This window comes from Novosphingobium pentaromativorans US6-1, from assembly GCF_000767465.1.
Classification (GTDB): domain Bacteria; phylum Pseudomonadota; class Alphaproteobacteria; order Sphingomonadales; family Sphingomonadaceae; genus Novosphingobium; species Novosphingobium pentaromativorans.
Map to the genome: position 1 here is coordinate 366,722 of NZ_CP009292.1, position 22,941 is coordinate 389,662.

17 protein-coding genes and 1 pseudogene are annotated in these 22,941 nt (G+C 59.6%); 13 read left to right on the top strand and 5 right to left on the bottom strand.

Annotation, left to right across the window (positions count from 1 at the left end):
* Window positions 1-1,119 carry an NAD(P)/FAD-dependent oxidoreductase gene (locus tag JI59_RS20395; protein WP_007014484.1) on the top strand — a complete coding sequence of 373 codons (1,119 nt, stop codon included), beginning with the start codon at window positions 1-3 and terminating at the stop codon, window positions 1,117-1,119.
* Window positions 1,120-1,134: 15 nt separating this feature from the next.
* On the opposite strand, the gene JI59_RS20400 is transcribed toward JI59_RS20395, so the two are convergent.
* The 3 genes from JI59_RS20400 to JI59_RS20410 form a co-directional block, all read right to left on the bottom strand.
* Window positions 1,135-1,881: a hypothetical protein gene (locus tag JI59_RS20400; RefSeq protein ID WP_007014483.1), complete on the bottom strand. Its 747-nt coding sequence runs from the start codon at window positions 1,879-1,881 to the stop codon at window positions 1,135-1,137.
* 382 nt (window positions 1,882-2,263) lie between these two features.
* The gene (locus JI59_RS20405; protein WP_039858080.1) at window positions 2,264-3,493 is read right to left on the bottom strand and encodes an MFS transporter; all 1,230 of its coding nucleotides are present in this window, start codon (window positions 3,491-3,493) and stop codon (window positions 2,264-2,266) included.
* Window positions 3,494-3,780: 287 nt separating this feature from the next.
* A complete protein-coding gene (locus JI59_RS20410) occupies window positions 3,781-4,542 on the bottom strand; it encodes an SDR family NAD(P)-dependent oxidoreductase (protein WP_039858077.1) in 762 nt (253 codons plus the stop codon).
* A gap of 451 nt (window positions 4,543-4,993) precedes the next feature.
* Between JI59_RS20410 and JI59_RS27165 the strand changes: the two genes are divergently transcribed.
* The 10 genes and pseudogenes from JI59_RS27165 (at window position 4,994) to JI59_RS20455 (ending at window position 19,884) form a co-directional block, all read left to right on the top strand.
* Window positions 4,994-5,632 (top strand): TetR/AcrR family transcriptional regulator, encoded by a 639-nt coding sequence (locus JI59_RS27165; protein ID WP_007014479.1) that lies wholly within the window; start codon window positions 4,994-4,996, stop codon window positions 5,630-5,632.
* A gap of 639 nt (window positions 5,633-6,271) precedes the next feature.
* A complete protein-coding gene (locus JI59_RS20420) occupies window positions 6,272-8,629 on the top strand; it encodes a TonB-dependent receptor (protein ID WP_007014478.1) in 2,358 nt (785 codons plus the stop codon).
* A 75-nt stretch (window positions 8,630-8,704) separates the two neighbouring features.
* Window positions 8,705-9,232, top strand: coding sequence for a nuclear transport factor 2 family protein (locus tag JI59_RS25795; protein WP_007014477.1), 528 nt, complete (start codon window positions 8,705-8,707; stop codon window positions 9,230-9,232).
* 30 nt (window positions 9,233-9,262) lie between these two features.
* Window positions 9,263-11,572, top strand: a complete 2,310-nt coding sequence (locus JI59_RS20430) for a molybdopterin-containing oxidoreductase family protein (RefSeq protein WP_274378226.1) — start codon at window positions 9,263-9,265, stop codon at window positions 11,570-11,572.
* Window positions 11,569-12,153, top strand: coding sequence for a 4Fe-4S dicluster domain-containing protein (locus JI59_RS20435; protein WP_053226618.1), 585 nt, complete (start codon window positions 11,569-11,571; stop codon window positions 12,151-12,153). Before JI59_RS20430 ends, JI59_RS20435 begins: the two co-directional genes overlap by 4 nt.
* Before the next feature lie 3 nt (window positions 12,154-12,156).
* Window positions 12,157-13,476, top strand: coding sequence for an NAD(P)/FAD-dependent oxidoreductase (locus JI59_RS20440; protein WP_007014474.1), 1,320 nt, complete (start codon window positions 12,157-12,159; stop codon window positions 13,474-13,476).
* 325 nt (window positions 13,477-13,801) lie between these two features.
* Complete coding sequence (locus tag JI59_RS20445) at window positions 13,802-16,210, top strand: TonB-dependent receptor (protein WP_138921488.1); 2,409 nt, start codon at window positions 13,802-13,804, stop codon at window positions 16,208-16,210.
* A 22-nt stretch (window positions 16,211-16,232) separates the two neighbouring features.
* Complete coding sequence (locus JI59_RS20450) at window positions 16,233-16,946, top strand: hypothetical protein (protein ID WP_007014471.1); 714 nt, start codon at window positions 16,233-16,235, stop codon at window positions 16,944-16,946.
* A gap of 13 nt (window positions 16,947-16,959) precedes the next feature.
* Window positions 16,960-17,219: pseudogene (locus JI59_RS26890) on the top strand (hypothetical protein); the annotation flags it as partial.
* A gap of 1,162 nt (window positions 17,220-18,381) precedes the next feature.
* Window positions 18,382-19,884, top strand: coding sequence for a site-specific integrase (locus tag JI59_RS20455; RefSeq protein WP_007014470.1), 1,503 nt, complete (start codon window positions 18,382-18,384; stop codon window positions 19,882-19,884).
* On the opposite strand, the gene JI59_RS20460 is transcribed toward JI59_RS20455, so the two are convergent.
* Window positions 19,874-20,263 carry a hypothetical protein gene (locus JI59_RS20460; RefSeq protein ID WP_039858065.1) on the bottom strand — a complete coding sequence of 130 codons (390 nt, stop codon included), beginning with the start codon at window positions 20,261-20,263 and terminating at the stop codon, window positions 19,874-19,876. The two genes, JI59_RS20455 and JI59_RS20460, sit on opposite strands and share 11 nt — an antisense overlap.
* A 464-nt stretch (window positions 20,264-20,727) precedes the next feature.
* Between JI59_RS20460 and JI59_RS20465 the strand changes: the two genes are divergently transcribed.
* On the top strand, window positions 20,728-21,552 hold the full coding sequence (locus tag JI59_RS20465; RefSeq protein ID WP_138921487.1) for a hypothetical protein: 825 nt from the start codon (window positions 20,728-20,730) through the stop codon (window positions 21,550-21,552).
* Between the two features lie 338 nt (window positions 21,553-21,890).
* On the opposite strand, the gene JI59_RS20470 is transcribed toward JI59_RS20465, so the two are convergent.
* On the bottom strand, window positions 21,891-22,523 hold the full coding sequence (locus JI59_RS20470) for a tyrosine-type recombinase/integrase (RefSeq protein ID WP_039858069.1): 633 nt from the start codon (window positions 22,521-22,523) through the stop codon (window positions 21,891-21,893).
* Window positions 22,524-22,695: 172 nt separating this feature from the next.
* Between JI59_RS20470 and JI59_RS20475 the strand changes: the two genes are divergently transcribed.
* Complete coding sequence (locus JI59_RS20475) at window positions 22,696-22,941, top strand: type II toxin-antitoxin system ParD family antitoxin (RefSeq protein ID WP_039858067.1); 246 nt, start codon at window positions 22,696-22,698, stop codon at window positions 22,939-22,941.

Genomic DNA, 22,941 nt, shown 5'->3' on the forward strand with positions numbered 1-22,941 from the left:
ATGGCCGATGCCCTGATCCTTGGCGGGGGACTGGCAGGCGCGGCGGCTGCCGTGCTGCTCTCCCGCGCAGGCAAGACGGTGCACCTGATCGAGCGCGAAACCGGCCCGCATCACAAGATCTGCGGGGAGTTCCTGTCGATCGAAGCGCGTCATCACCTTGTCGAACTCGGCATCGATCCAGCGAGGCTGGGTGCCGTCCCGATCGATCGCGTGCGCGTGATTGCAGGCGATGCGCAGATCGAGGCGAAGCTGCCTTTCACAGCTCTCGGCCTCAGCCGCCATGTTCTCGACGAGGCCCTGCTGGACCGTGCGCAAGGGGCTGGAGCGAGGGTGGAGCGGGGCGTGCGGGTCCTGGGAATGGACGCAATGGCGGTGCGCACAAGCCATGGCGAGCGCAGCGGCACAAGCATCCTTCTGGCGACGGGCAAGCTCCCCGTGCGGGAGGAACGAAAGGATAGCGGCCACAAGGACGCTGATCCCTACGTGGGCTTCAAGATGCACTACCGTCTATCGGGGCCTGCCAGGGCACAGCTCGAAGCCACGGTCCAACTGACACTGTTCGACGGCGGATATGCCGGTTTGCAGATGGTGGAAGGCGGCTTTGCAAATCTCTGCCTTATTGTCAGGCGCAGCCGGCTCACCCGGATCGGTCGAAGCTGGTCGGACCTGCAGGCGATGCTGTCGTCGCTTCCACGCGGCGGAGAGTGGTTGGCCGAAGCCGAGCCTCTTTTTGCCAGGCCTGTCACCATAGGCAACCTCAGTTATGGAGAGGTCTTGCGCCGCAGGCCGGACGACGGGATCTTTCGACTGGGGGATCAGGCGGGCATGACGGCTTCGCTAACCGGGGACGGTATGGCATTGGCCTTGCGCAGTGCATTTCTTGCCGTGGCCTGCCTGCGCAGCGGCGAGGATGCGCAGACCTACCGCCAGCGCCATCGCGCAGAAATCGGCCGGCAGCTTACCCGTGCAATGGCATTGCAACGCGCTCTTGAGCAACCGCTGCTTCGCTCTCTGGGGGTGGGGCTGCTGCGCGCATGGCCCGGGTTGCTGACCTATCTGGCCTCTGCAACGCGAGTCACCGAGCGGCCTGCAGAGCACGCTCTGGAGCGCGCGCTCTAAACCACGATTGCATCATCAGAACGGGGTCGAGAGGCGCAAGGCAATTTCCTCCTGACGGGGGACGGGCTGCCCCGGGGCAAAGGCCCTGCTTCCGCTGCTTGCTTCAAGACTCATCAGCGCATGGGGCAGGAGAGCAGGCCCATCGACGGGCATTTCGAAAACGAGATGAACCCCGCTAGCCGCGGCCGGCTCTCCATTGGTCATGCGCATGGCATCGTCCTGCAGGAAATGGCCGCCCCAGCCGCCCTGAACGAACCAGCCTGCGCGAAGCCGCCAGTCCGCTTCGTGTCCCAGCGTCGCATCGAGGCCAGCCTGAAGGGTCTTGGTCTTGGCGACTAGAAGTGCCGATTCGCGGTCCATCCTGCTGGTCATTCCGGCGTGGATCCGCAGCCGCAACTGCGTGTCCCCGCCGAGATCCTGCCAGCCTTCCATGCTGGCCTGCCGGACATGAACTTTCATGCGCGCATCTGGGCTAGGTTCGCGGTCGGGAAGCGCGGAATGGAAAGACTGGAAGCCAAGGCCCCAACCGGAAGAGCCATTGTCGTCCAGCAACTGCCGGGTCTTGGCTTGCTCAAGCGAAATGCGATCCGAAGTCGACCAGTGCAGGTCTGCCGGAAGGACGCGGGCCGAGGGCCCGCCCGGCACGATACTGTCGGCCGCAAGTGCCGGCACCGATGAGGCCGCGGCAAGCAGGCCTGCGATTGTCCAGCTTGCGCGCATCATCTCGGCCTCCTCGATTGCTCTCCCGGTTCGGGTGTCCATCACTGGACGTCACCGCATTGGACAATCCGCAGTTTGGCCTGTCAGCTCACAGGGCTGTTCAAGGCATTATCGCGCTCGCAGCGCACCAGGCAGCGACGATCTCGCGCGCCTTTTTGCCGACGGTGCCTGCATCGAATCCTGACCTGTTGAGACGGCCTGCCACGCCGATTCCGAAACAGCCGGCGGCCCTGGCTTCACCGCCGATCAGCAAGGCGGAGAGGCGCTGACCGCTTGCCTTCTGGTGCGGCTTGTCGCGTCATCTTCGGCCATGCTTCGATTTAAAACCTGTGCGTGGTACCGCAAGCAAACGGTAGCCGAACAATGGCCCTTATCCTCAAGGTTCGGCCCTTTTCCTGTTCAGGCAAACCGGGCTTCGCTTGGCTCACTCTGCCGGGATCGGGCGTGTATCGCCTCCCGGCGCGGCAAGGGGCGCAACGCGATAGAGCCGGAAGGAAACCGCAAGGGCAATCAGGACCAGGAGCGAAACGAATACGGTCACACCATTCCAGCCTTCCCACGACCACGCATACCCGCCTGCAGAACCCAGGACGCTTGAACCCAGATAGTAGAAAAACAGGTAGCCAGCGGCTGCCTGGGCGCGATCGGACCGGGCGCGTCGGCCGACCCACCCTGACGCGATCGCATGGGCGCCGAAAAATGCAATCGTGACGATACCGATGCCCGCGATTACCAGCGGCAAGGGGCTCGCGCCGATCAGGGCCATGCCCAGCAGGAACAGAACGAGAGGTATCCAGAGGCATTTGCGCGGACCGAATTTTCCTGAACAATGACCGGCAACAGCCGAACTCAGCGAGCCGAGCATGTAGAGCAGGAAGATCAGCCCGACCTGCGCCTGCGACAGGGCATAAGGCGGTGCGAGCAGGCGATACCCTGCGTAGTTGTAGATGCTGATGAAGGCGCCCATGATCAGAAAGGCCTCGAGGAACAGCCAGGGCAGGGCCTTGTCGGCAAAGAGACGCCTGAACCCGCCGAAATATCCTGGCCATGAATGATGCCGCGGAGTGAACTGCCGGGAATGGGGCAGGATCTGCCAGAACGCCAAGCCGATAACCAGGGCGGCGATGCCGGTCGTGCCCAGAGCATCGCGCCACCCGAAGAACTCTGTGAGCACGCTCACGAGAAGCCGCCCGCTCATGCCTCCGATTGCCGACCCGGCAATGTACAGGCCCATGGCCCCGCCCACGGCCAGGTCATCGACTTCCTCGCTGATGTAAGCCATCGCGACGGCAGGAACTCCGGCAAGCGCCAGCCCGCACAGAAAACGCACGGCGAGAAGGCTTTCCCAGCTGGGCAGCAGGCCGAGAATGCTGGTCAATGCCGCTGCGGTCATCATCGATCCGATCATCAGCGGGCGACGGCCCACCCGGTCGGAAACCTTGCCGGCGATCAGAAGAACGAATGCCAGTGGCCCGGTCGTGAGCGAGACGGCAAGGCTGGCTTCTTCCGCAGCCACGCCATACGTCTCACTGAAGAACGGCATGAGGGGCTGGGTGCAGTACAAAAGTGCGAAAGTTGAAATTCCGGCCAGCAACATTGCAATGCACAGGCGCCGATAGGCGCCGGTTCCCGGCGTGATTTTCTCGCATTCCATCGGCACTGCTATGGGACGCGCAAGCCGCGGCTGCAATCCAAGATTCTTTCGGGAGCAACGCCGGCGCAGCCGGGATCGCGCCCCGGGCGATATACGACCACGAACACTGGCCTTAGCAAAGGCGTCTGATCATCCCGGATATGCTGCTGCGAAACAAGATACCGAAGTACCGGCCTCTGATCGATTGCACTTTGTGAGCCTGTTGCCCTGCCTTTGCGAAAGGCCCCCGTCACGGCGCAAAGGCGCTCATGCAAGCGCAGGAAATCTTCCGATCCGCCATGATGGAATCACGAGGTTGTCTGGCCGCCATCCATGGCAATCACGGCACCGGTCACGTTCTGCCCTGCCGGACCCACAAGGAACAGGATCATGCCTGCGACATCGCGGGGCTCAGTCACCTTGCCGGTCAATGACTGGAGACGCGCGAGCAGGGATGGTTCCAGCTTCTGGGTCATGAATGAGGCCGGCATGGCCATCCCTGTTTCCATCTGCCCTGGACAGATGGCATTTACGGTTACTCCTTGATGCGCGAGTTCGGCGGCGAGCGCGCGGGTCAGCCCGATAATGCCGTGCTTTGTGGCACAATAGGCGGCAAGATAGGCATGTCCGGTCAGTCCTGCGGTCGAGGCGATGTTGACCACTGAACCCGATACCCTGACGAGATGCGGCAATGCTGCCCGCGTCATATAGAAATTCCCGCTCAGGTTGATCTGGACCAGACGATCCCAGGCAGCAGGTTCGAAAGACGCGGTTTGTCCTCCGTCGAGCACGCCTGCGACATTGCAGAGAATGTCGATCCTGCCTTCGCGTGACGCGACGTCATCGATCACTGCCTGGCACGATAGCTGGTTGGCACAGTCGAGTTCGATTGCACGACATGACCTGTCAAATTCACGCTGTATTTCGCTCGCGACTTGTGCAGCATCTTCGGCACGGATGTCTGCGAGAATGACCTGAGCCCCTTCTTGCGCCAACCGGCGCGCAGTTTCCTTTCCCAGGCCCGATGCGCTCCCGGTTACGACTGCAACCTTGCCTTCCAGACTGGACATCCATTCCTCCACCCAATGCAAATAATCAAAATCGCCGCGTCAGAGCCGCTCGGCAGCCTGGATCTTCGCGCAAACCCGACAGGTCGCTCCCTTCATCCAGTTGGAGGGGCATGAGCCAATCTCTCAGGCATGCAGGCCCCAACGAAAGCAGGATCGCTGCGCCGCGCGGTTCCCTTCAGCCCAATGCCCTCTTGATCGAACGCTGTTTTACAATACCGTTCAGTTCGGTATTGTAAAGAAGAGGGCCAGTTCGATCGGCTGTGTTGATTCCAGAAGGATAGGACCAACCGCGGTCCAGACAGAAACAGGGGCTTGAGAGGCGCTTATGCGAAAGTCTTGCATTCGCGCCGCCTCAAGGTCCCATCCATCCTCGAAGCGACCGCCCGCTCGCTCGTGACAATCAGACTATCCGGCACTTGAAAGGTACCGTCATCTCTCATAGGCCAAAAAAATGAGGACAAAGACGGTTGAGCGCCGCCAGGCGATTGTGGAAGCAGCTTCGGAAGTATTTCAGGAGTTCGGCTACGCCCGCGCAAGCATGTCGCTTATCTCGGCTCGCGTTGGCGGCTCCAAGAGCACGATTTACAACTATTTCGCCTCCAAGGAAGAGCTCTTCGCTGCCGTAACGTCCGAGATCATTGTCGACGGCGCAGTGAAGTGCGCGGATCGCCTGCTCAAGTCCAAGCTGGATGCGCCGCTCGCGCTGAGCGAATTTGCCGAAGGGTTTTTGAAGGTTCTTACCACGGACCGTTCCGTCGCTATCATGCGGGCGGGCATTTCCGGCAGCTTCGAGACGAGTTCGTTGACGGCGATCTACCACGAGAATGCCAGGAAAACCTGGGATCTCGTAGGGCAGTTTCTTGAAAAGTTGCAGACTGACGGGCAGCTCCGCGACGTGGATCTCGATACCATGGTCGCCCATTTCAAAGGATTGATCGAGGCAGGCATCTTCGAGCCGCTCTTGTCGGGCGATACGCCATGGCTTGACCCAAGCCATTCGGCGGGTGCGGCAGTCGATGCCTTCCTGCGCGCATACGGAACCAAGGCATTCCCGGACCACCGCACGGACAAGGCTCGCGCCGCGAAATAGGATATCAAACTGCCGGAACGTGATCGCGAAGAGGCATGGTCCATCAAAGATCGACTGAGCGAGGCTTGAGAGCCGACTAGTGCGTCATGACCTGAAGGACGGGATTTGCCGCGGACCATGGGAATGAGGCGTCCGGCGGACGGCCACGAATAGCCGAGATCTTCACGCGGCAACATGTCGCTTATCCATCTCTTTCCATTTCACTGCCCCGATTACCTGCGGTTCTTGCGAAGGACAGGGCACCAAATTCGAGCTTTCCTGGACCTTGCAGGCTTATCGATAGGGCCCTCGCAATCCCCCTTTACAATACCGAACCGGACGGTATGGTTATGAATATCGACTCACGAGGCTTTGGGTGGCGCCATAAAGCGGCCTCGCCATTTCGAACCACAGAGGGTCAGGATTCGAATACAACTCACCGGATCGCGAAGATGGGTCCTCGGGGCGAAGTCGTACGCTATTCATTGAATTCAAAAGGGAGGTCCAGGCTCAACGGCGGCAGATACGCATCCACCGAACCGTACTGAGCCCTTCATGCCGCTTATCGAGACTGCTGAGAACGCGGGGCGCCGACAAATGCATCGCGCCCTCAAATAAAGGTCACGCCAAAAAGAGCGTGCGATTAGAGGAGAGGAAACCATGACAAGTCGACCTGTTCAGGCCGGATTGATGCTCACTGTCGCCCTTAGTTCCATTGCCATCGCATCGTCTGCCTACGCGCAGGATGTCGGGGCCGAAACTGTTTCACCAGCATTTTCGCCGGACGAAATCGTAGTAACCGCGCGCCGCGTTAGCGAGAGTCTGCAAAGGACTCCTGTGTCGATGGCAGCGCTGAATTCCGATCAATTGCGCTCGGCCGGTATCGGCAAGATAGCGGATATCGGAACAGTCGTCCCCGGTCTAAATCTATTCTATGTCGGTAGCCCCTACAACATGGTCTATAGCATCCGCGGTCTGTCCCGCGGCACGCTTGGATTCCAGCAACCCGCCGTCACGACGTATGTCAACGATGTGCCGACATCCGTGACCGGAACCAATCTGCCCACCTACGATCTGGAAGGGATACAGGTACTCAAGGGTCCCCAGGGGACTCTGTTCGGACGCAACTCCGAAGCCGGGGCGATCCTGATGAATACGCGCAAACCCACGCACGACTTCAACGGATACGTCGAAACCAAGATCGGCGATTACTCCTGGACCGAACTGACGGGCGCCATCAATGTCCCCCTGGTCAAGGACGTCCTTGCCGTCCGGATCGCCGGAAACTTCAATCGACGCGATGGTTACACCAAGAACCTGAGCTTTCCGGGGAATGATTTCAACCAGTTGCACGACCAGTCCATCCGTGTTTCCTTGCTCGCTGAGCCAACCGACAACCTTCGAAATATCCTGGTCTTCGACAAGTTCTCGTCTTCGACGAACGGCATCACGCCAGTCATCTATACCTATGATCCCAACTCGACCGCTGTGCCCAACTTTCCGCCGTTCAACGGCTTCGGCGCAGCCGAGGCGCTTGCCGCCCAGCAGGCGAACGGTCCGCGTACTGCGACATCGCCGATGCTGCTTCCAAACGAGATCCGCAGCACCAGTCTCACCAACACGACTACGCTCGATGTCGGCTCCGTCCAGATCAAGAACATCTTCGGCTACCGCACCAATTTGACGGACTCCTATGTCAACCAGTCTGGCTGGGACATGCCGGTCGTGACGGGCCACGGCTACAACAAGTACAAGCAGATCACCGACGAACTGCAGCTGTCCGGCAAGGCCCTGGACGGTACTCTGAATTACATCGTCGGTCTTTTCTATCTCGACTACAGGCCCGACGGTCTTTCCGCGCAAGTGGTGGCGCCTTTTGTGCTGGATCAGGATTCGGTCCCGTTGGCAGCCGCCGCCTACTATCGCGACAAGAGCAAGTCGGCATTCGGTCAGATCGGCTATCAGCTTTCCGGCATTTCCTCAGCGCTTGATGGACTTAGCGTCGATGCGGGCTTGCGCTATTCGAAGGACAAGCACACCAACTGCACCGTAACCGGCCTGATGGCCTCAGATCCGTTAGGCGAAAGCGATTGCCTGGCGGGAGCCGGTACCCGCGCCGCCAGCAAGGAAGACTTCTGGAGCTATACTTTTGGCCTCAACTATCAGGCGACCGATGACGTACTGATCTATGGCGTGACGCGGCGCGGTTACCGCGCGGGCGGCCTCAACTCTCCGAGATTGGGGGGAACGCTGACTGGACTTCAGTCATTCCGGCCTGAATCGGTGACGGACTATGAGATCGGCTTGAAGAGCAAATGGGACCTGGGCGGGGTTCCAACCTATTTCAACGTCGCGATCTTTCAGGCCGACTACAAGGACCTCCAGTATCCGCTGAACACCGCCGGCCTGAACCAGATTCTCAGCGGCGGTGTGGACGGTGATGGTGATCCTGACAATAATCCCACGACCATCGCCTATGGCAATGTCGGAGACGGGCGCGTCAAGGGCATAGAGGCCAACCTTTCGCTTCGGCCTACCCCGCGGCTGCAACTGTCAGGCGGCTTGTCCTACCTCGACAAGAAGATCACGAAAGGCACGTTCGTAGCGCCAACGAACTGGTTGAACGAAGCGCCGTTCGCGATACCCACGGCAGCGAATTTCGCAACCGGCGTCTTTTATGGTGCGCCAGACTTTTCCTACAACGCGGGCGTGAACTACACCCTCCCGGCACCGGAAGCATGGGGCGAACTCGTGGCCCACGCGAACGTGACCGGGGCTGGTACTGTCGAGTATGAGCTGATCAAGGTGCCTCCTCAGGCTCGTCTCGATCTGCGGCTCGACTGGAATTCCGTGATGGGCAGCAATATCGACCTTTCGGCGTTTGTCACCAACGCGACCAACAAGCTCGCCATCGCGGGCCCGGGCCTTGGAACGCCAAGCTTTGCGTTCACTTCGGTCTATTACAATGAGCCGCGAATATTCGGTGCGCAGATGCGCGTTCGGTTCGGCAGCGAATAAGCACCCTTGATGGACTTCCACCGGGATTGGGAGGGCAATCCCGGTGGTGGACCTCCAGGACGGAAAGGAACGAGGATGCCGCATAGCCTTGAAGAGATGCAATCGATCGTGCGCGAAGTCTTCAAAAGGATCAGCAGCGACGGCAGGGAATCGGTGGCGCCTTCATTCACCGAAAACGGCATATACGATTTCCCTTATTGGCCAACCTACATCATGGGCAGCAAGTACATAGGCATTACGTTTTCCGATGTGATACCCAAAGTCTTGCTCAGGCTTAAACAATGGCCCATCGCCATCTATCCGGTCATCGATGGAGACACGGTGATGGTCGAGTATGCGAGCCACGCCACTTCTGCCGTGGATGGAAGCACTTACGCAAACAGGTATGCCGCGGTCATGAAGCTTGTCGATGGCAAAATCGACTTCTGGCGTGAATACTTCAACCCGGAATGGTTCATGCAGGCGACGGGTTCGCTGTTTGCGCAGCTGGGTAAACAGTATGTGCCCGCTGAAGCCCATCGATTGCAGGCGGACGATCCTTCCAACGTCGCGCGCTGGAGATCGCAATGGGTTCTGCCTGAATTCGAAAATCCGCCGATCTGAAGCGCAGGAATGAGAATGCCCAACACAACGATGCCACCGCGATCCGATGCCGAAATCGAAGAACCCGGAATTGACCGGATCGTGAGGACGGTATGCGCGCCCAACTGTTCCGGGACATGCGGGGTGAAGGCATTCGTTCGCGACGATCGGATCGTCAAGCTGGAACCGGCCTCCTATCCAGATCCGCGATACGAACGCATTTGCCTGAAAGGCATTGCGATGGCGACGCAGCGCCTGCACGGACCGGATCGCCTGTCGCAACCCATGATCCGTGCCGGAGCGCGTGGCGAGGGCAAGTGGCGCGAAGTCTCGTGGGAGGAGGCGTATGCCTTTCTGGCCGAGAAGCTGGAACGCATCGCGGCGCAATATGGCCCATCGGCCAACAGCTGGATGTCCATGACGGGCAATTACAGCATCAAGTCTTCGCTGGCCCCCATGCGTATCGCCAACCAACTGGAAGGTACGACGTTTTCCAACATGGGGATGATGGGTGACGGCAATTGCCCTGCCACCATGCTGGCTTTCCTCGGTGTGATGAGTTCGGCGCAGCGTTACGAAGATCATGTCGGTTCGAAGCTGATCATTCTCGTCGCCAAGAATGTCGCCGATACGGCGCATAGCGAAATGCACTTCCTGTTTGAAGCGATGGACGCGGGTGCGAAGCTGGTCGCCATCGATCCTCGCTTCTCGCGCACCGCGGCCAAGGCTGACCAGTGGATATCGATCCGGCCCGGTACCGACACCGCGATGCTGATGGGCATGATCGCGGCGATCAGGGAAGGCGGATTGATCGACGAACCCTACGTCACTGCCAATACCAACGCACCCTTCCTGGTACGCAGCGACAATGGGATGTTCCTGCGCGCAGGCGACCTGAAGGAAGATGGCGGAAACGCCTATCTTGTCTGGGATGACGAAAGCGCATCGATCGTGCCTTCCCGAGAGGCCCTGCGGCCGCGTCTGCGCGGCGCGATCGAGGTTTCGCTTAGGGACGGTACCACGCTTGGATGCCGCACGGCCTTCGATGTGCAGGAAGCCGACTGGGATGGCTTTTCCATCGAGGAGGCGGCCGATCTGTGCGGTCTGGACGCCGACACCATTCGCCAACTTGGCATCGAGTATGCCCGCACAGATCCTGCCACGATCATTCTCGGGCAGGGCGTCCAGCGCTATTTCAATGGCCACACCGCCTTTCGTGCAGCCATGACGCTCGGGGCCCTGTGCGGCAAGATCGGTAAGCCGCACGCCGGGGTCCACTGGATGGACGGCGCAATGCTGCAGATGGTGACGGCGCTCGACTTTGCATCGCAGTGGGTTGTCCCCGACGGGAAGGTGGGAGGAACGCTGCCCGGCACGCGCATGATGGATATCATCACCAGCGGGCATCCCCACCCGGTCAAGAGCCTGTGGCTCACAAAATACGGCTTCGGGACGCAGGCTCCGCTCTTCAAGCGCTTCGTGAAGGAAGTGCTTCCGGAACTGGACCTGTTCGCCGTTACCGAACAGGTCATGACCCCGGCAGCGGAATATGCCGACATCGTGCTGCCGTGCGTCTCGTTTCTCGAGGAAGAACTCGACATTGTGGGTGGCGGCGAGAATTTCTACGTCCAGTTGCGCCAGCGCGCGGTTCCTCCGGTGGGACAATCGCGCAGCGACTGGGAGATCTTCGCCGGCTTGATGGAACATATGGGCCGGGGTGGTCCCTGGCGAATGAGCGCAGAGGAAGTCTGTGAAGGCATCCTGCGCGATCACGGCCATCCTCTGATCCGCGCGATCACGCTCGATCAATTGCGCGAGGGTCCGGTGGAGATGGCGCTTCCCACGCCCTACGTGCCTTTCCAGGATCTGCAGTTCCCGACGGCCTCAGGCAAGATGCACATCTATCAGGAGGAACTGGCTGAATTCGGGGAAGCGACCCTCGTATTCAAGGAGCCTCTCGAAGGGCATCGCAGCAAACTGTCCAGGCGCTATCCGCTCACCTTGATCAACAGCCACCACGTCCATTCGGTTCACAGCCAGCATCTGGGCCTGGGCTACATTCGCGAACAGTTGCCTGAGCCACGACTGGAGATTCATCCCGAAGATGCTCGCCAGCGCGGCATTGCTGACGGCGATGCGGTTCGCGTCTTCAACGACCGCGGTCACTTCAAGGTGCGCATCACGGTGACTGAAGCGATGCGAAGGGGTTCGGTCAACTTGCCGCAAGGCTGGAAGCGCGAGGACTTCATCGAAGGTCATCACAGCGATGTGATGAACCTGACAATCAATCCCGCACAGGACAGGCTGATGGAAAGCAACTTCAACTTCTTCGACAATCTGGTGGAGGTGGAAAAGGCGTGACAACCAGCAGTACAAGACAACTGGCTTTCGTCATCGACATGAAGCGCTGCATTGGTTGCGATACCTGCGTCATTGCGTGCAAGGTGGAAAATGACGTGGAAACGGGCCGGTTTCGGCTGCGGGTCCTGGATTCAAACCGCGATCCGGTGTTTGAGAAGCCGCAAGGCGTATTCCCGAATTTGACGCAGCACTGGCTGCCGACCATGTGCCATCACTGCGAGGATGCCCCCTGCGTCAGCGCTTGCCCGACCGCTACATTGTGGCGCCGCGACGAGGACGGGCTGGTGATGCTCGACAAGGACAAGTGCATCGGCTGCCAGCGCTGCGCGGAGGAATGCCCTTACGATGCGCTGTCATTCGACAGTGTGCACGGCGTGGCCGACAAGTGCAGCGCCTGCGCGCACCGGGTCGATCGGGGCCAGGACCCCAGTTGCGCCGTGGTGTGCCCGACCCGCGCGATCCATTTCGGCGACATTCACGATCCGCAGTCGAAGGTCGCCCAGTTGCTGGCAACGCGCGAACACAAGGTACTGGCCGAAAGCCGGGGTGCCAAACCGCAAATCTATTATCTCGAGCCCTGAGGCATGACCCAACACAGCAAGGCGAGTGACAGGCTTGTCGTCATTGGCGGCGGGCAGGCTTCGGTACAGCTGATCGAGGCGGCCCGGCAACACGGATTTGCGGGCCGGATCCAGCTGATCGCCGAAGAGCCTGTCCTGCCCTATCAGCGCCCCCCCCTGTCCAAGCAATATCTTACCGGGGCGTTCGGACAAGACTGGCTGCATTACCGGCCTTCCAGCTTCTACGAGAAGTATGCGGTGGATCTTTCACTGGGGACCCGGGTTGCATCCATCGACCGTTCCGCTGGCCGGGTCGTCTGCGAGGATGGAACGAATCTCGGGTATGACCGGCTTGCCATCGCCACCGGCACTCGGGCCCGGCGGCTCGACGTACCCGGCGCCGATCACGCGCATGTTTTCTCGATCCGCACACTTGCCGATGTGGACAGTCTGCGCGCCCGTATGGGTCAGGCCCGCCATGCCGTTATCGTCGGGGCGGGATTCATCGGTTTGGAGACGGCCGCCGTGCTGGTCCAATGCGGTATCGCCGTGACCCTTCTGGCAGCAGGCGATCGGCTTCTGCCTCGGGTGGTCGCAGGCAGCGTCGCCGAATTCCTGCTGGATCATCATCGGATGCATGGCGTCGATGTGGTGCTCGAAGCCAATGTTGCGCGTATCGAACCGCGCGCATTTGGCGGGCTTGGCGTGCGATTGACCGATGACCGGTGCTTCGAAGGCGATATGGTCCTGGTCGGTATCGGTGCCATCCCCAATGTCGAACTTGCCGACGAAGCAGGGCTGGCCTGTAACAATGGCATTGTCGTCGATGAATTTGCGCGAACAAGCGATCCGGCGATTGTCGCGGCCGGCGATTGCACCAATCATCCCAACCCTCTCATCGGGCGGCGCATTCGTCTGGAGACCGTGCACAATGCAGTGGAGCAGGGCCGCACCGCCGGAGTTTCTGCGGCAGGTGGCGAACTGCCTTATGTCCAGACACCCTGGGTGTGGTCGGACCAGTACAAGCTGCGATTGCAATCCGTCGGCATCGCTGAAGGGCATGACCGCACGGTTCTGAGAGGCGAGCGGAGCGCCGGACGTTTCAGCCTGTTCTACTATCGTGACGACACTCTGCTCGCAGTCAATTGCATCAACCAGCCGCAAGTCTTTGCAGCCACACGCAAATTGCTGAACCAGCGCACTGCGCTGCATCCCGATCAGGCGGCCGATACAGCCTTCGACCTCGCGTCGCTCACCGCGTCAGGCGTGAACCTCAACTTCGACGTGCCCTGGCCTCCCGTCTCCAAGCGCCGACAGGCCGTGCTGGAATGGGGCTTCGAATGAAGCCCGACCTGCAGGCTTCACCGCCGCTGCGTTGGCAGGTGTCCAGTACATCGTGAGGGGGCTGACGCTGCTCATGCATTGGCGCAAAGAGCACAAATATCGATTGGTTGCGGCAGAGCACAAACCAGAATTGTGCTTTTCACTGCTTGGCTGGCGCGATGGATAACCGGCCCTTTCGCATTGAAATAATGACAAGGTTAGCAGCGTTATCCTTCGCCAGCTGCTTACATCGTTGCCTTTTCATCAACTGACTTTGCGAAATAATCGGTTCTGGTTCCCTCTCAGACAACTGCAGCATGCAGGTAGAAAAAGAGGGAGGGGACCAATGAACAAGATAGTATTGGGCGCAATGTCGTCCATGCTTGCGATGGCATGTGCGCAAACGGGCCACGCGCAATCTGCGCCTGCTCAATCGGACGCTACCCAGCTAGGCGAGATCATTGTCACTGCACAGCGTAAGACAGAGAATGTTCAAAAGGCCGCAATTCCGATCGCGGTCGTCTCGGCTGATTCTCTGAAGCAGGCTGGGGTCACAAGCCCGGAAATGTTAACAAGGGTCGTTCCGTCCCTGACCGTGGTCAATTCGGGTGCAGGCGGTATGAGCCTGTTCGTTCGCGGTGTTGGCAACTTCACGCTCAGCCCCAGCTTCGATCCTGCAGTCGCGTTCAACTATGACAATGTGTATATCGGGCGGCCTGCCGGTACGGCTGGCTTCTTTTACGATCTGGAACGTGTAGAGGTCCTGAAGGGGCCCCAGGGCACCTTATATGGACGCAATGCCACGGGCGGGGCCATTAACGTCATTCCCAACAAGCCTGCGCTCGGGATTTTCACAGGCTACGTCAACGGTAGCTATGGAAATTACGACGCGATAAGTCTGGAGGGCGCAGTCAACGTCCCAATGGGGGAGGACGGAGCACTCCGCCTCTCTGGCAACATGGTGAAGAACGACGGATACTTGTCCGATGGATCGTCGGACGGCGACACGAAATCGATCCGCGTTCAGATGATGGGTGAATTGACTCCAAGCCTGACAGTGCGCGTGGGTGCCGATTATAGCGCCCTGCGTGGGCGCGGTTCCGGCGGGACGTATTTGGGAAGTTACGCTTTCAATGGCATCGACTATACCCAGACGCCCAGCCCGCTTGCTCCCTCGATCGGCACTTTCGATCCAGTTGCTCAAGCCTATCGCCAGACCTTTTTCGTGGCCCCGGCCGGTCGTTTTCTCTCACCGTTCACCGACACGCCTTTCGTTCGCCGCGACAGCTACGGGATTACCGGAGAGGCCAATCTGAAGACAGCGATTGGCGATCTCACCATCATTCCGTCTTGGCGTTATTCGAAGAGCGATACCATCAACTCGGCCTTGCCATTCCTGACGGCAGTTCAGGCGAAGGAGGAACAGTATTCGTTTGAAGGCCGTTTCGTAGGCAAGCGAATCGGAATATTCGATTACACCATCGGAGCCATGTACTTCAAGGAAACGCAGGTCGAGGACATCGTCGCGAACCAGAGTACGCTTAATACGTACCAGAATCTGAACCTCACAGCCGAGTCGGTTGCCGCATTTACGCGAATAACGGCTAATGTCAGCGAGAGCCTGCGCCTTGTCGGCGGTGCACGCTTTACCCATGACAAGAAGGCTGCGGTCGACGATTCAGAAAATATCACGATTATCTGCGCAACCCTGCCCACTCCATGCATCGGCGCAAATGCACCGCTCTTTACGGTTACTGACGGCGTCGAGGGCCTGGGGTTGACGAATCTTTCCCCGTCCGGGCCCGGCGGAGTGGTTCCCTACCTCGATCCGAATGGTATCCCCTATCCGGGGGTTATTCTGAGCCGTTCGGCACTTATCGAGATCGACGACAGTACTTCCAAATCAAGCTTCACCTGGCGAGCTGGCATCGAATACGATGTTGGTCCCAGCTCTCTGCTCTATGCAACCGTTGAGACCGGATTCCGCGTCGGCGGCCTGCAACCCGTCAATGGGTACGAGGCATACAAGCCCGAGAAGATCACTGCCTATACAATAGGCAGTAAGAACCGCTTCTTCGGCAATCGTGTCCAGCTCAATTTCGAAGGCTTTTACTGGAAGTACAAGGATCAGCAGATCGCCGCACTTGGCACGGATAACCAGGGCGTACCGGGCTTCTTCGTCCAGAACGTCGGCGGATCTACCAACTACGGTGCAGAAGTCGAGCTCCGGATCGCCGCGACCCCGACAACTCGTCTCAGTGCCGACATGCAGTATCTGCACACGGAATACGATCGCTTCACGTATTCCGTTCCGCAGCAGGGCCGGCCAGCACCGTTCGTAGGATGCCCGTTTACGCCCGGCGTCGATTCCGGCAGCAACGTGCCGACGTACGTTTTCAATTGTTCCGGGAATCCGGCGTTCAATTCACCAAAGTGGACAATCAACCTGGGGGCGGAACAGACAATTCCCCTTGGCGATCATCGGTTGATCGCCTCGGTGGATACGCAATTCCGCTCAAGCCGCTGGACGGGATATGAATACATCCCCTTCATGTTGCAAGGTTCAACCTGGCAGACAAATGCTCAGGTCAAGTTCGAACCGAAGACCGGAAACTGGTTCATTGCCGCCTATGTTCGCAACATCGAAAACGATCGTTTCATAGTTAATTCTGTGAACTATTCATTCGCAAATCTCGTTGCAGCCACAACTAATCCTCCTCGCACTTACGGAGCACGGATCGGTTTCAATTTCTGAAATAGGGGAGAGGAGGAATAATATGATAAAGGATGTCAAGCTCTACACGCTGGGGTTCCTATCGGTTGCTGTGCTGATCCTGGTTGGAGGCATGATTCCGGGTAATCCCATGATGATACCCGCAAGCACCAGCGCTGCTGATGTTGCCGCAAATTACAGAATGCATAGCCAATCGATCATCTGGTTCTGCATTCTCATGAGCCTGTCGACATTGTTCTGGGGCCTTTATGTCGTCGTGATTTCTGTCGCCATGGTTCGCATGGCTCCGCGCTCGCTCTTGTTGATATTCATGCACTTGACGTTCGGTCTGGTTGCGGTGCTTTCGCCGTTCTTCGGCACGGTCTTTTTTGCGGCCGCTGCGTCAATGCCGGATCTGTCTCCCGACGTCATCAAGGCTGTTCATGAGGTTGGAAAGTTCTTCCTGCTGGGCAGCATCTTCACCCTGTTCAGTTCCTTTCCGCTCGCAACTGCCATTTTCCGCGATCACTCTGCTGACCCAATCCTGCCGAAGTGGTTCGCCTGGGTGAACATTGTCTATGCTGTGATCGTACAGACAAATGTGTTCGCTCCGCTGTTCCCATTTGAAAATCCGCTGGGGCTGGACGGGTTCGTTGGCAAACTGGTGCCTCTCATCGCAGTTGAACTCTTCGTCGTGCTAACCGCAATTGCCATGTATCGGATCAAGGCTCAGGCTTGGAAAGAGGCCGATACGATGAGTGCCATTGTGCAAGGGTAACGCACACTCCAGGAAACTTCTAAGCCCCGCGCGCTGAGGGCGCTGTATCGATCATCATATCCGGGGAATGATGTCGGTGGCCGAGCGACGTGTCTATCATGTACTCTGGCAGAACCGTGCGACACAGCGCAAGACGCCGCGTGGGGCGGACGATGAAGCCCGCAGGGAGTGCCTTGCGTGGCCGATTGCGCGGCAACTTTGGAGCGAGGATTGCTGGCCGCTCTGGCCGAGTTGTTCGTCACCTGCGGGCCGCCAGCCGACATACGATCAGACACACTCACAAGCATACGCGCCTCGTTCATGCGATAGATCGTTTCGCGCTTATCCAGGCGAAGTTGTCGTTAGGGGGTGCCATGCGATTTCCTCGACCGGGAGTCAGAGTTCCAAAATGCTCGGAATTCGCACTTCGAAATAGAAGTCACCCCCTTACAGCCAATTGCAATGATAATAATCATTATGTAAAAACCAATGCCATATCAATATGAAAGAGACCGTTCGTCGATTTCGCTTCGAGCGGCGCGCGGGCACGGCAAAAGCCCGCAAAACCAGCGGTTCGCGGGCCGTCCCCGCGGTGCTCGGAATGTGATCCGCGCGCCAGAACCGGTGCTGCGGGCGCCATCGCGCGCGGCGCGCCGGCCAGCGCGGCAGCGCGCCGTAGCCGCGCTGACAGGCGCGCCGCGCGGCTGCGGACAGACGCCCGGCTCGCCCCGCAGCGCGCCACGAACCCGTCCGATCATTTCGATTCCATCGCGGGCCCGGCAAGCCTATACTCGGCCCCGTTAGACTCGGGTCGCCCCACAAGCGGGGATCTACTGCCCCCCGCGCAGCACACGTCCCGGCGCCCTCGCGCGCCGCCCGTGCCGCCTGCCGAACGCACCCGAGCGCCCGGACCGGCAGTCCACCTTCCTGCGATCCCTGCCGCTCTCCCCCCCTCGCTGCGCCGTCGCTGACGCCGCGCGGCTAGGCCAAGACCGGAGAGGTTCATCATGGCTGAGTTTCCTCATGCTAAGGGCATCCGCATCAACCTGACCATCGTCATAGACTGCACCGACACGGCGCCCCGCGTCTTGCTCGCGGGCCGCCCGGCGCCCACGCCGCCACCCCCCGAGGCGCCCGCGCCCGCCTGCGAGCCGCCGCCCTCGCCGCCGCCCCCGCCCCCCCACAACCTTGCATCCGCGCGCCGAGGACGCAGACGACCAGGCGAGCGCGCGGCGGCTTGGTCCTCCGGCCGGGAGACCGCCTGGCCCCCGGCCTCGGTCCGCGCCAGCCAGGGCCTGCGTCCCCGCGCCTTCGGCCATCTCGCGCTGGCCAGAAGCCTGCGCACATCGCGCTATCACCACCGCGCGGCGCCGAACGCGCGCCGTTGACCCCCGCCGCGGTCCGGAGCCGGACATCGCCCTGCAGCTCCAGACACAGCGCATACCGGGAGACGATCATGAGCCTGTCCGAACCCGAAGCGACCGCGGGCCCCGCAAGCGCGCTAGCGGTGCCGCCTGCGCTCGAGCCCGGTCCCGATGCGCCGGGACCATACCCGCATTTCACCGTGACAGCGCTCGATCACCCGCTCTATTCGCACTACCTGATCGATCCAGCCTGCCGCGTGATCGAGCCTTTTTCGTTCGCCCTGAGCGAGATGGTCCGGGGCCGCCCGCGCCAGACCGTCAGTGACTACATCGGCGCCTTTCGCCGCTGCCTCGACCGCTGGGCCGGGACCTGCCCCACCAGGGTCGATCGCCTCCTCACCAACGCCGACGAAGCCCGCCTTGCGGTTTGCGAGCTGGTGCGCAGCAATGGCTGTGCCCTCCGCCGCAGCCGTCTGAACGATGGCAGCTGGACCGTTCATGCCGCCAAAACCCAGGCGCCCGGCAGCGACCGGCGAGCCGCCGGAGCCGCCGGATCATCTCGCGCTTCCGCCCAGCAAATCTACCTCGCCTTGCTCACGCTCAAGCACTGCTACGACGCCCTGATGGCGTGGGGCCGGTGGCCCCACGCCAACCCGATGCTGGTCGACGATGTCGCCATCCACAGGAGGATGGCGGAGACGATGCCGGCACCTCCCTGGGCCTCTCCCTTCGCACGCTACGCCGGGCTCCAATTCGTCGTCGTCGGCATGCACGAGCATCCGGTCGATCTCAGCCTGACAGTCTACACCCCGACCATCCTCGAAGCAGCCCGCGCCTGGCCCGCGGGTCTGGCCGAAGTCACCTGGTTGCTGGCGAACTGCGGATTCCGGATTTCCGAAGCGCTCGCGCTGACCCTGGCCGATTGGGCGAAATACGACTTCGGGGGCGAAATCGACGCCCCCAACAAGGGCTCGCGCGGAGAGCGCTGCAAGGTCCTGTTCCTGACCCAGGCCGCCGAGGCGCGCCTCATCGCTTACCTCGAAGGCCCGCGCGCCGAAGCTTCGGGCATGACACTGCGCGCCGCGCGGCGTCTGGTACGCCGGCATGGCGTGCAGGCACTGGCCGATACGCCGCTGTTCCTCTCGCCGCACGGCACCGCCATCAGCTACGCCCTCTACCATCGCCATTACTTCCGCACGGCGCTGGACGCGCTTGGACTGGCGTCGGTCACGCCCCATCGGCTGCGGCACGAACACGCGCTGCGCGCCCTGCTCACGATCATACGGACCGCGCGCGATCCCGCCGACGAGTCGCGGATGGTCGAGGAATATGCGCAGGTTCTTGGCTGGAAGAGCGGCGCGCGCATGTTTCATTATTACGCGCCGCAAATCCGGTTCTATCGCTCGCGCGCGGCCGTCGACATGCAGGATGCGGCCGGCGCGGCTCCCGACGGCCAGGTCATCGCCATATTGCCGCGTCCCACCCCCCATGACCCCCACCTCGAAGCCTTCTACGCCGGCTTCGAGCGGTGTGCGCCCGCCTCCTCGCGAAAGGCTCGCCGCGCTGCGGCAATTCGTCGTCGATTCAAAGCTTGAACCGGACGCCTTCCTCACGGAATATCGCAGCCGGGGCTATCAGATGTATCTCCGAAATCACGAACACCCCATCAGGGTCTTGCAGGCCGCCGCGGTCGTTCTCGCGCCGCTTGGCATGCCGACCTTGGCACAGGTACATGCCGCGCTGGGCGGTCCAGGGTGCTGGTTGAAGCGCAGCCGCAAGGGAGCCTATGGGGCCTCTTGCGGCGAGCAACGGCACAAGCGTTTTGGCACCGTGGATGCGGACTCCGGCCTGATGCAACGGAATGTCTGACAATGCTGATCGAATACCCGGAAGCGCACTCAAAGCAGCGGCATGGAAGTGTTCCGCGCCGTCTTTCGCGAAGGTGAGATCGGCTGCGCTTGTGTGATGCGTCATCGCCCCCTCTAATAAGATCCGCCGATGGCTGGCAATGTCCGGTTTCGGGGATTGCCAGCCAGCCCTTGAACGGCCGAAAAGTCGGCGGATTGGCCCGTCTTGCCGAGGTGGCAACTCCCGACCCAGAGCCGGTCGTTCACAGCAATCAGGGACAACGCCTGCTGCGGCCGAAAGCCGCCATACCGCTTACGGGATCGAGCTTGGATCCTGCTGATGACTGCAACTAGGGTGCAGAGCGGACCTTGCTCGGTCTGCGGTGACACGGCGGCTTTGGGCCAAAGTCAGCGCATTTGCCTCTCAAGCACATCCAGGAACATCCGGTATTGACGTGCCAACATTTACTGGAACCAATCGCCTCGTCTGGGCAGTCAACAAACCACTTGAAATCTACAATTGGAGCATCGAGAAATGGTTACTAAGTCTTAGACAGGTAATTTTCTGGTAACCGGGTTTAGGATTCGAGCATGAAATTGCGCAGCATTCCCCAATCGCCATGGTTCCCCGCACTCGTCGCCATGGGTTGTATGTTTTTGACCGGTATAGCCAGCTCATTTGCCAACGAGGATGGGCCATTCAAATCGGTCGCTATGGCTGTAACGATTATCCTCGCGCTTATTGCTTTTGGCTCGATCATTATGAGCAGCGTCCGCTTTCTCCGGCTCATGAGAGCCCCAGAAAAGCGGGCGGGGAACACAAACAACTTTCTTAATGGAATGTTTTCTCTCTGGCCAAAATCCGCGAAATATCTAGATATTCGAGACAATCTTGACGAGCGGCCTATTTGCGAAGGCCTTGTTGAATATCGGGCTGTACTCAGAGATTACCTTTCAAAGAAGGAAAGCGGGTCGCTTGTATTGACAAAAATCGGCCTGACAATTGCAATTGTCTTGATCTCCGTCCCTGTCATCACCTGGATCATGATACTGTATCAGGCATTCGGAACAACAGAAAAGCTGCCAAATGCTTGGCTCCTAGTCGTGTCAAGCACGGCAACGGGCGGCCTCGGCATGGCAATAGCGTTGGTCATTTTGAAGCATGTCAACAATGAGAGGGAATATCTCATTGATATCCAGGATAGAATTCTGAATTATTCTGAGCTTGCAGTGTTCTTTCAATCCTCCGATGTGCCAGAATCTATCAAACTGGAATTGCTTCGATCATTCCTCAAGTCGATGCACATAAGGTCTAAGACGATTAGCATTGGCCCCCAACTCAGTGACGGTAATATAGATGGTGAGACAAAGTTTCTTGAGACGTTTGTGTCAGCACTAAAAGGGGCATCCAACTAAGCTCAACTGATATCGGCAGTGTTGTCGAATTGAGTGCGTTTCTCCACTGCTCACCCCATACCTAACCTCTGGAGGTATAAGCCGTACGGCAACTTTTAGGATGTCGGACCGGTGACGGAAGACCGGAAATGTTGCACAAAGCTGACGTTTCAGGTTAACTCCCAATATGACCGCATTGGCGTCGGTTTCGGATTTTCGGCTTTTTGGCAGAACCCCGGTCGACGCTGACTGGCCGGTGTTAGCGAACCCAGTCATTCAGTATGTCGACAGTGAACGGCAGCAAAGTCCCAAGGCCCACCAAAGTTGGCTCCCCGCCAGCGGTGCGGGGAGCCAACGGTTCAAATTTCGGTATTCTCGGCGAGGGCAAGCGCGTCTTCCACGTCGATCCCAAGATACCGCACCGTATTTTCGATCTTGCTATGACCGAGCAGGATCTGGACGGCGCGCAAGTTGCCGGTTGCCCGGTAGATGATCGACGCCTTCGTCCGGCGCAGCGAGTGGGTGCCATATTCGCTTCGCATCAGGCCCACACCGGTCACCCATTCATCGACAAGCCGGGCATATTGGCGGGTGCTGAGATGGCCGTTGCGATCGACCCGACTTGGAAAGACATAATCGTCCACCGTGCCGCCACGGCGTTCAAGCCAAGCCAGCAGACTGGCGCGGGCATCAGGAAGCAACTCAAACTGCACAGGGCGGCCGGTTTTCTGCTGCATCACGATGGCGCGTGTTCGGATCTGCCCGCCGCTGACAATGTCGCCGATTTTCATTGGCACGAGATCACAACCACGCAATTTGCTGTCGATCGCCAGGTCGAACAGAGCCCGGTCTCGAAGGCGACGACGCTGATTGAGGTAAAAGCGGATCTCCCAAATTTGCTTCGGCTTCAGCGCCCGCTTCGCGCCGACAGCGCGACCTGCGTTCCAGACCTGACGCTTGGCGGATGTAGGTTGGGTTTCAGGCATTTCCATGTTCATTCTCCGATAGCCAGAATTGGCCAACGGAAGAACGTCTGGCAGCCGCAGGGGGAAGTGCTGCGAGGCGTCGGCTGCATAATTGTCCCTATTCGTGGGGGTAGGTCATGGCTGAGCAGCAATTGACAAGCTTTGCCAAGCTTTGCTATTTCAGGGCATGGAGGTTGCCATGGCTACGATGAACATCTCACTGCCCGATCCGATGAAGCAATGGGTGGAAGCGCAAGCTGATACTGGTCGGTATAGCAATGCCAGCGACTATGTGCGCGATCTTATCCGCCGTGACCAGGAACGCGCCGACAAGATTGCCGCCATGCAGCGCCTTGTCGACGACGCCCGAGCTGGCGGTCTGAGCGATGAGACGATGGCGGATATCCGGGCGCGAGCGATCAACCAGGCAGGCCTGCAAGCCTGA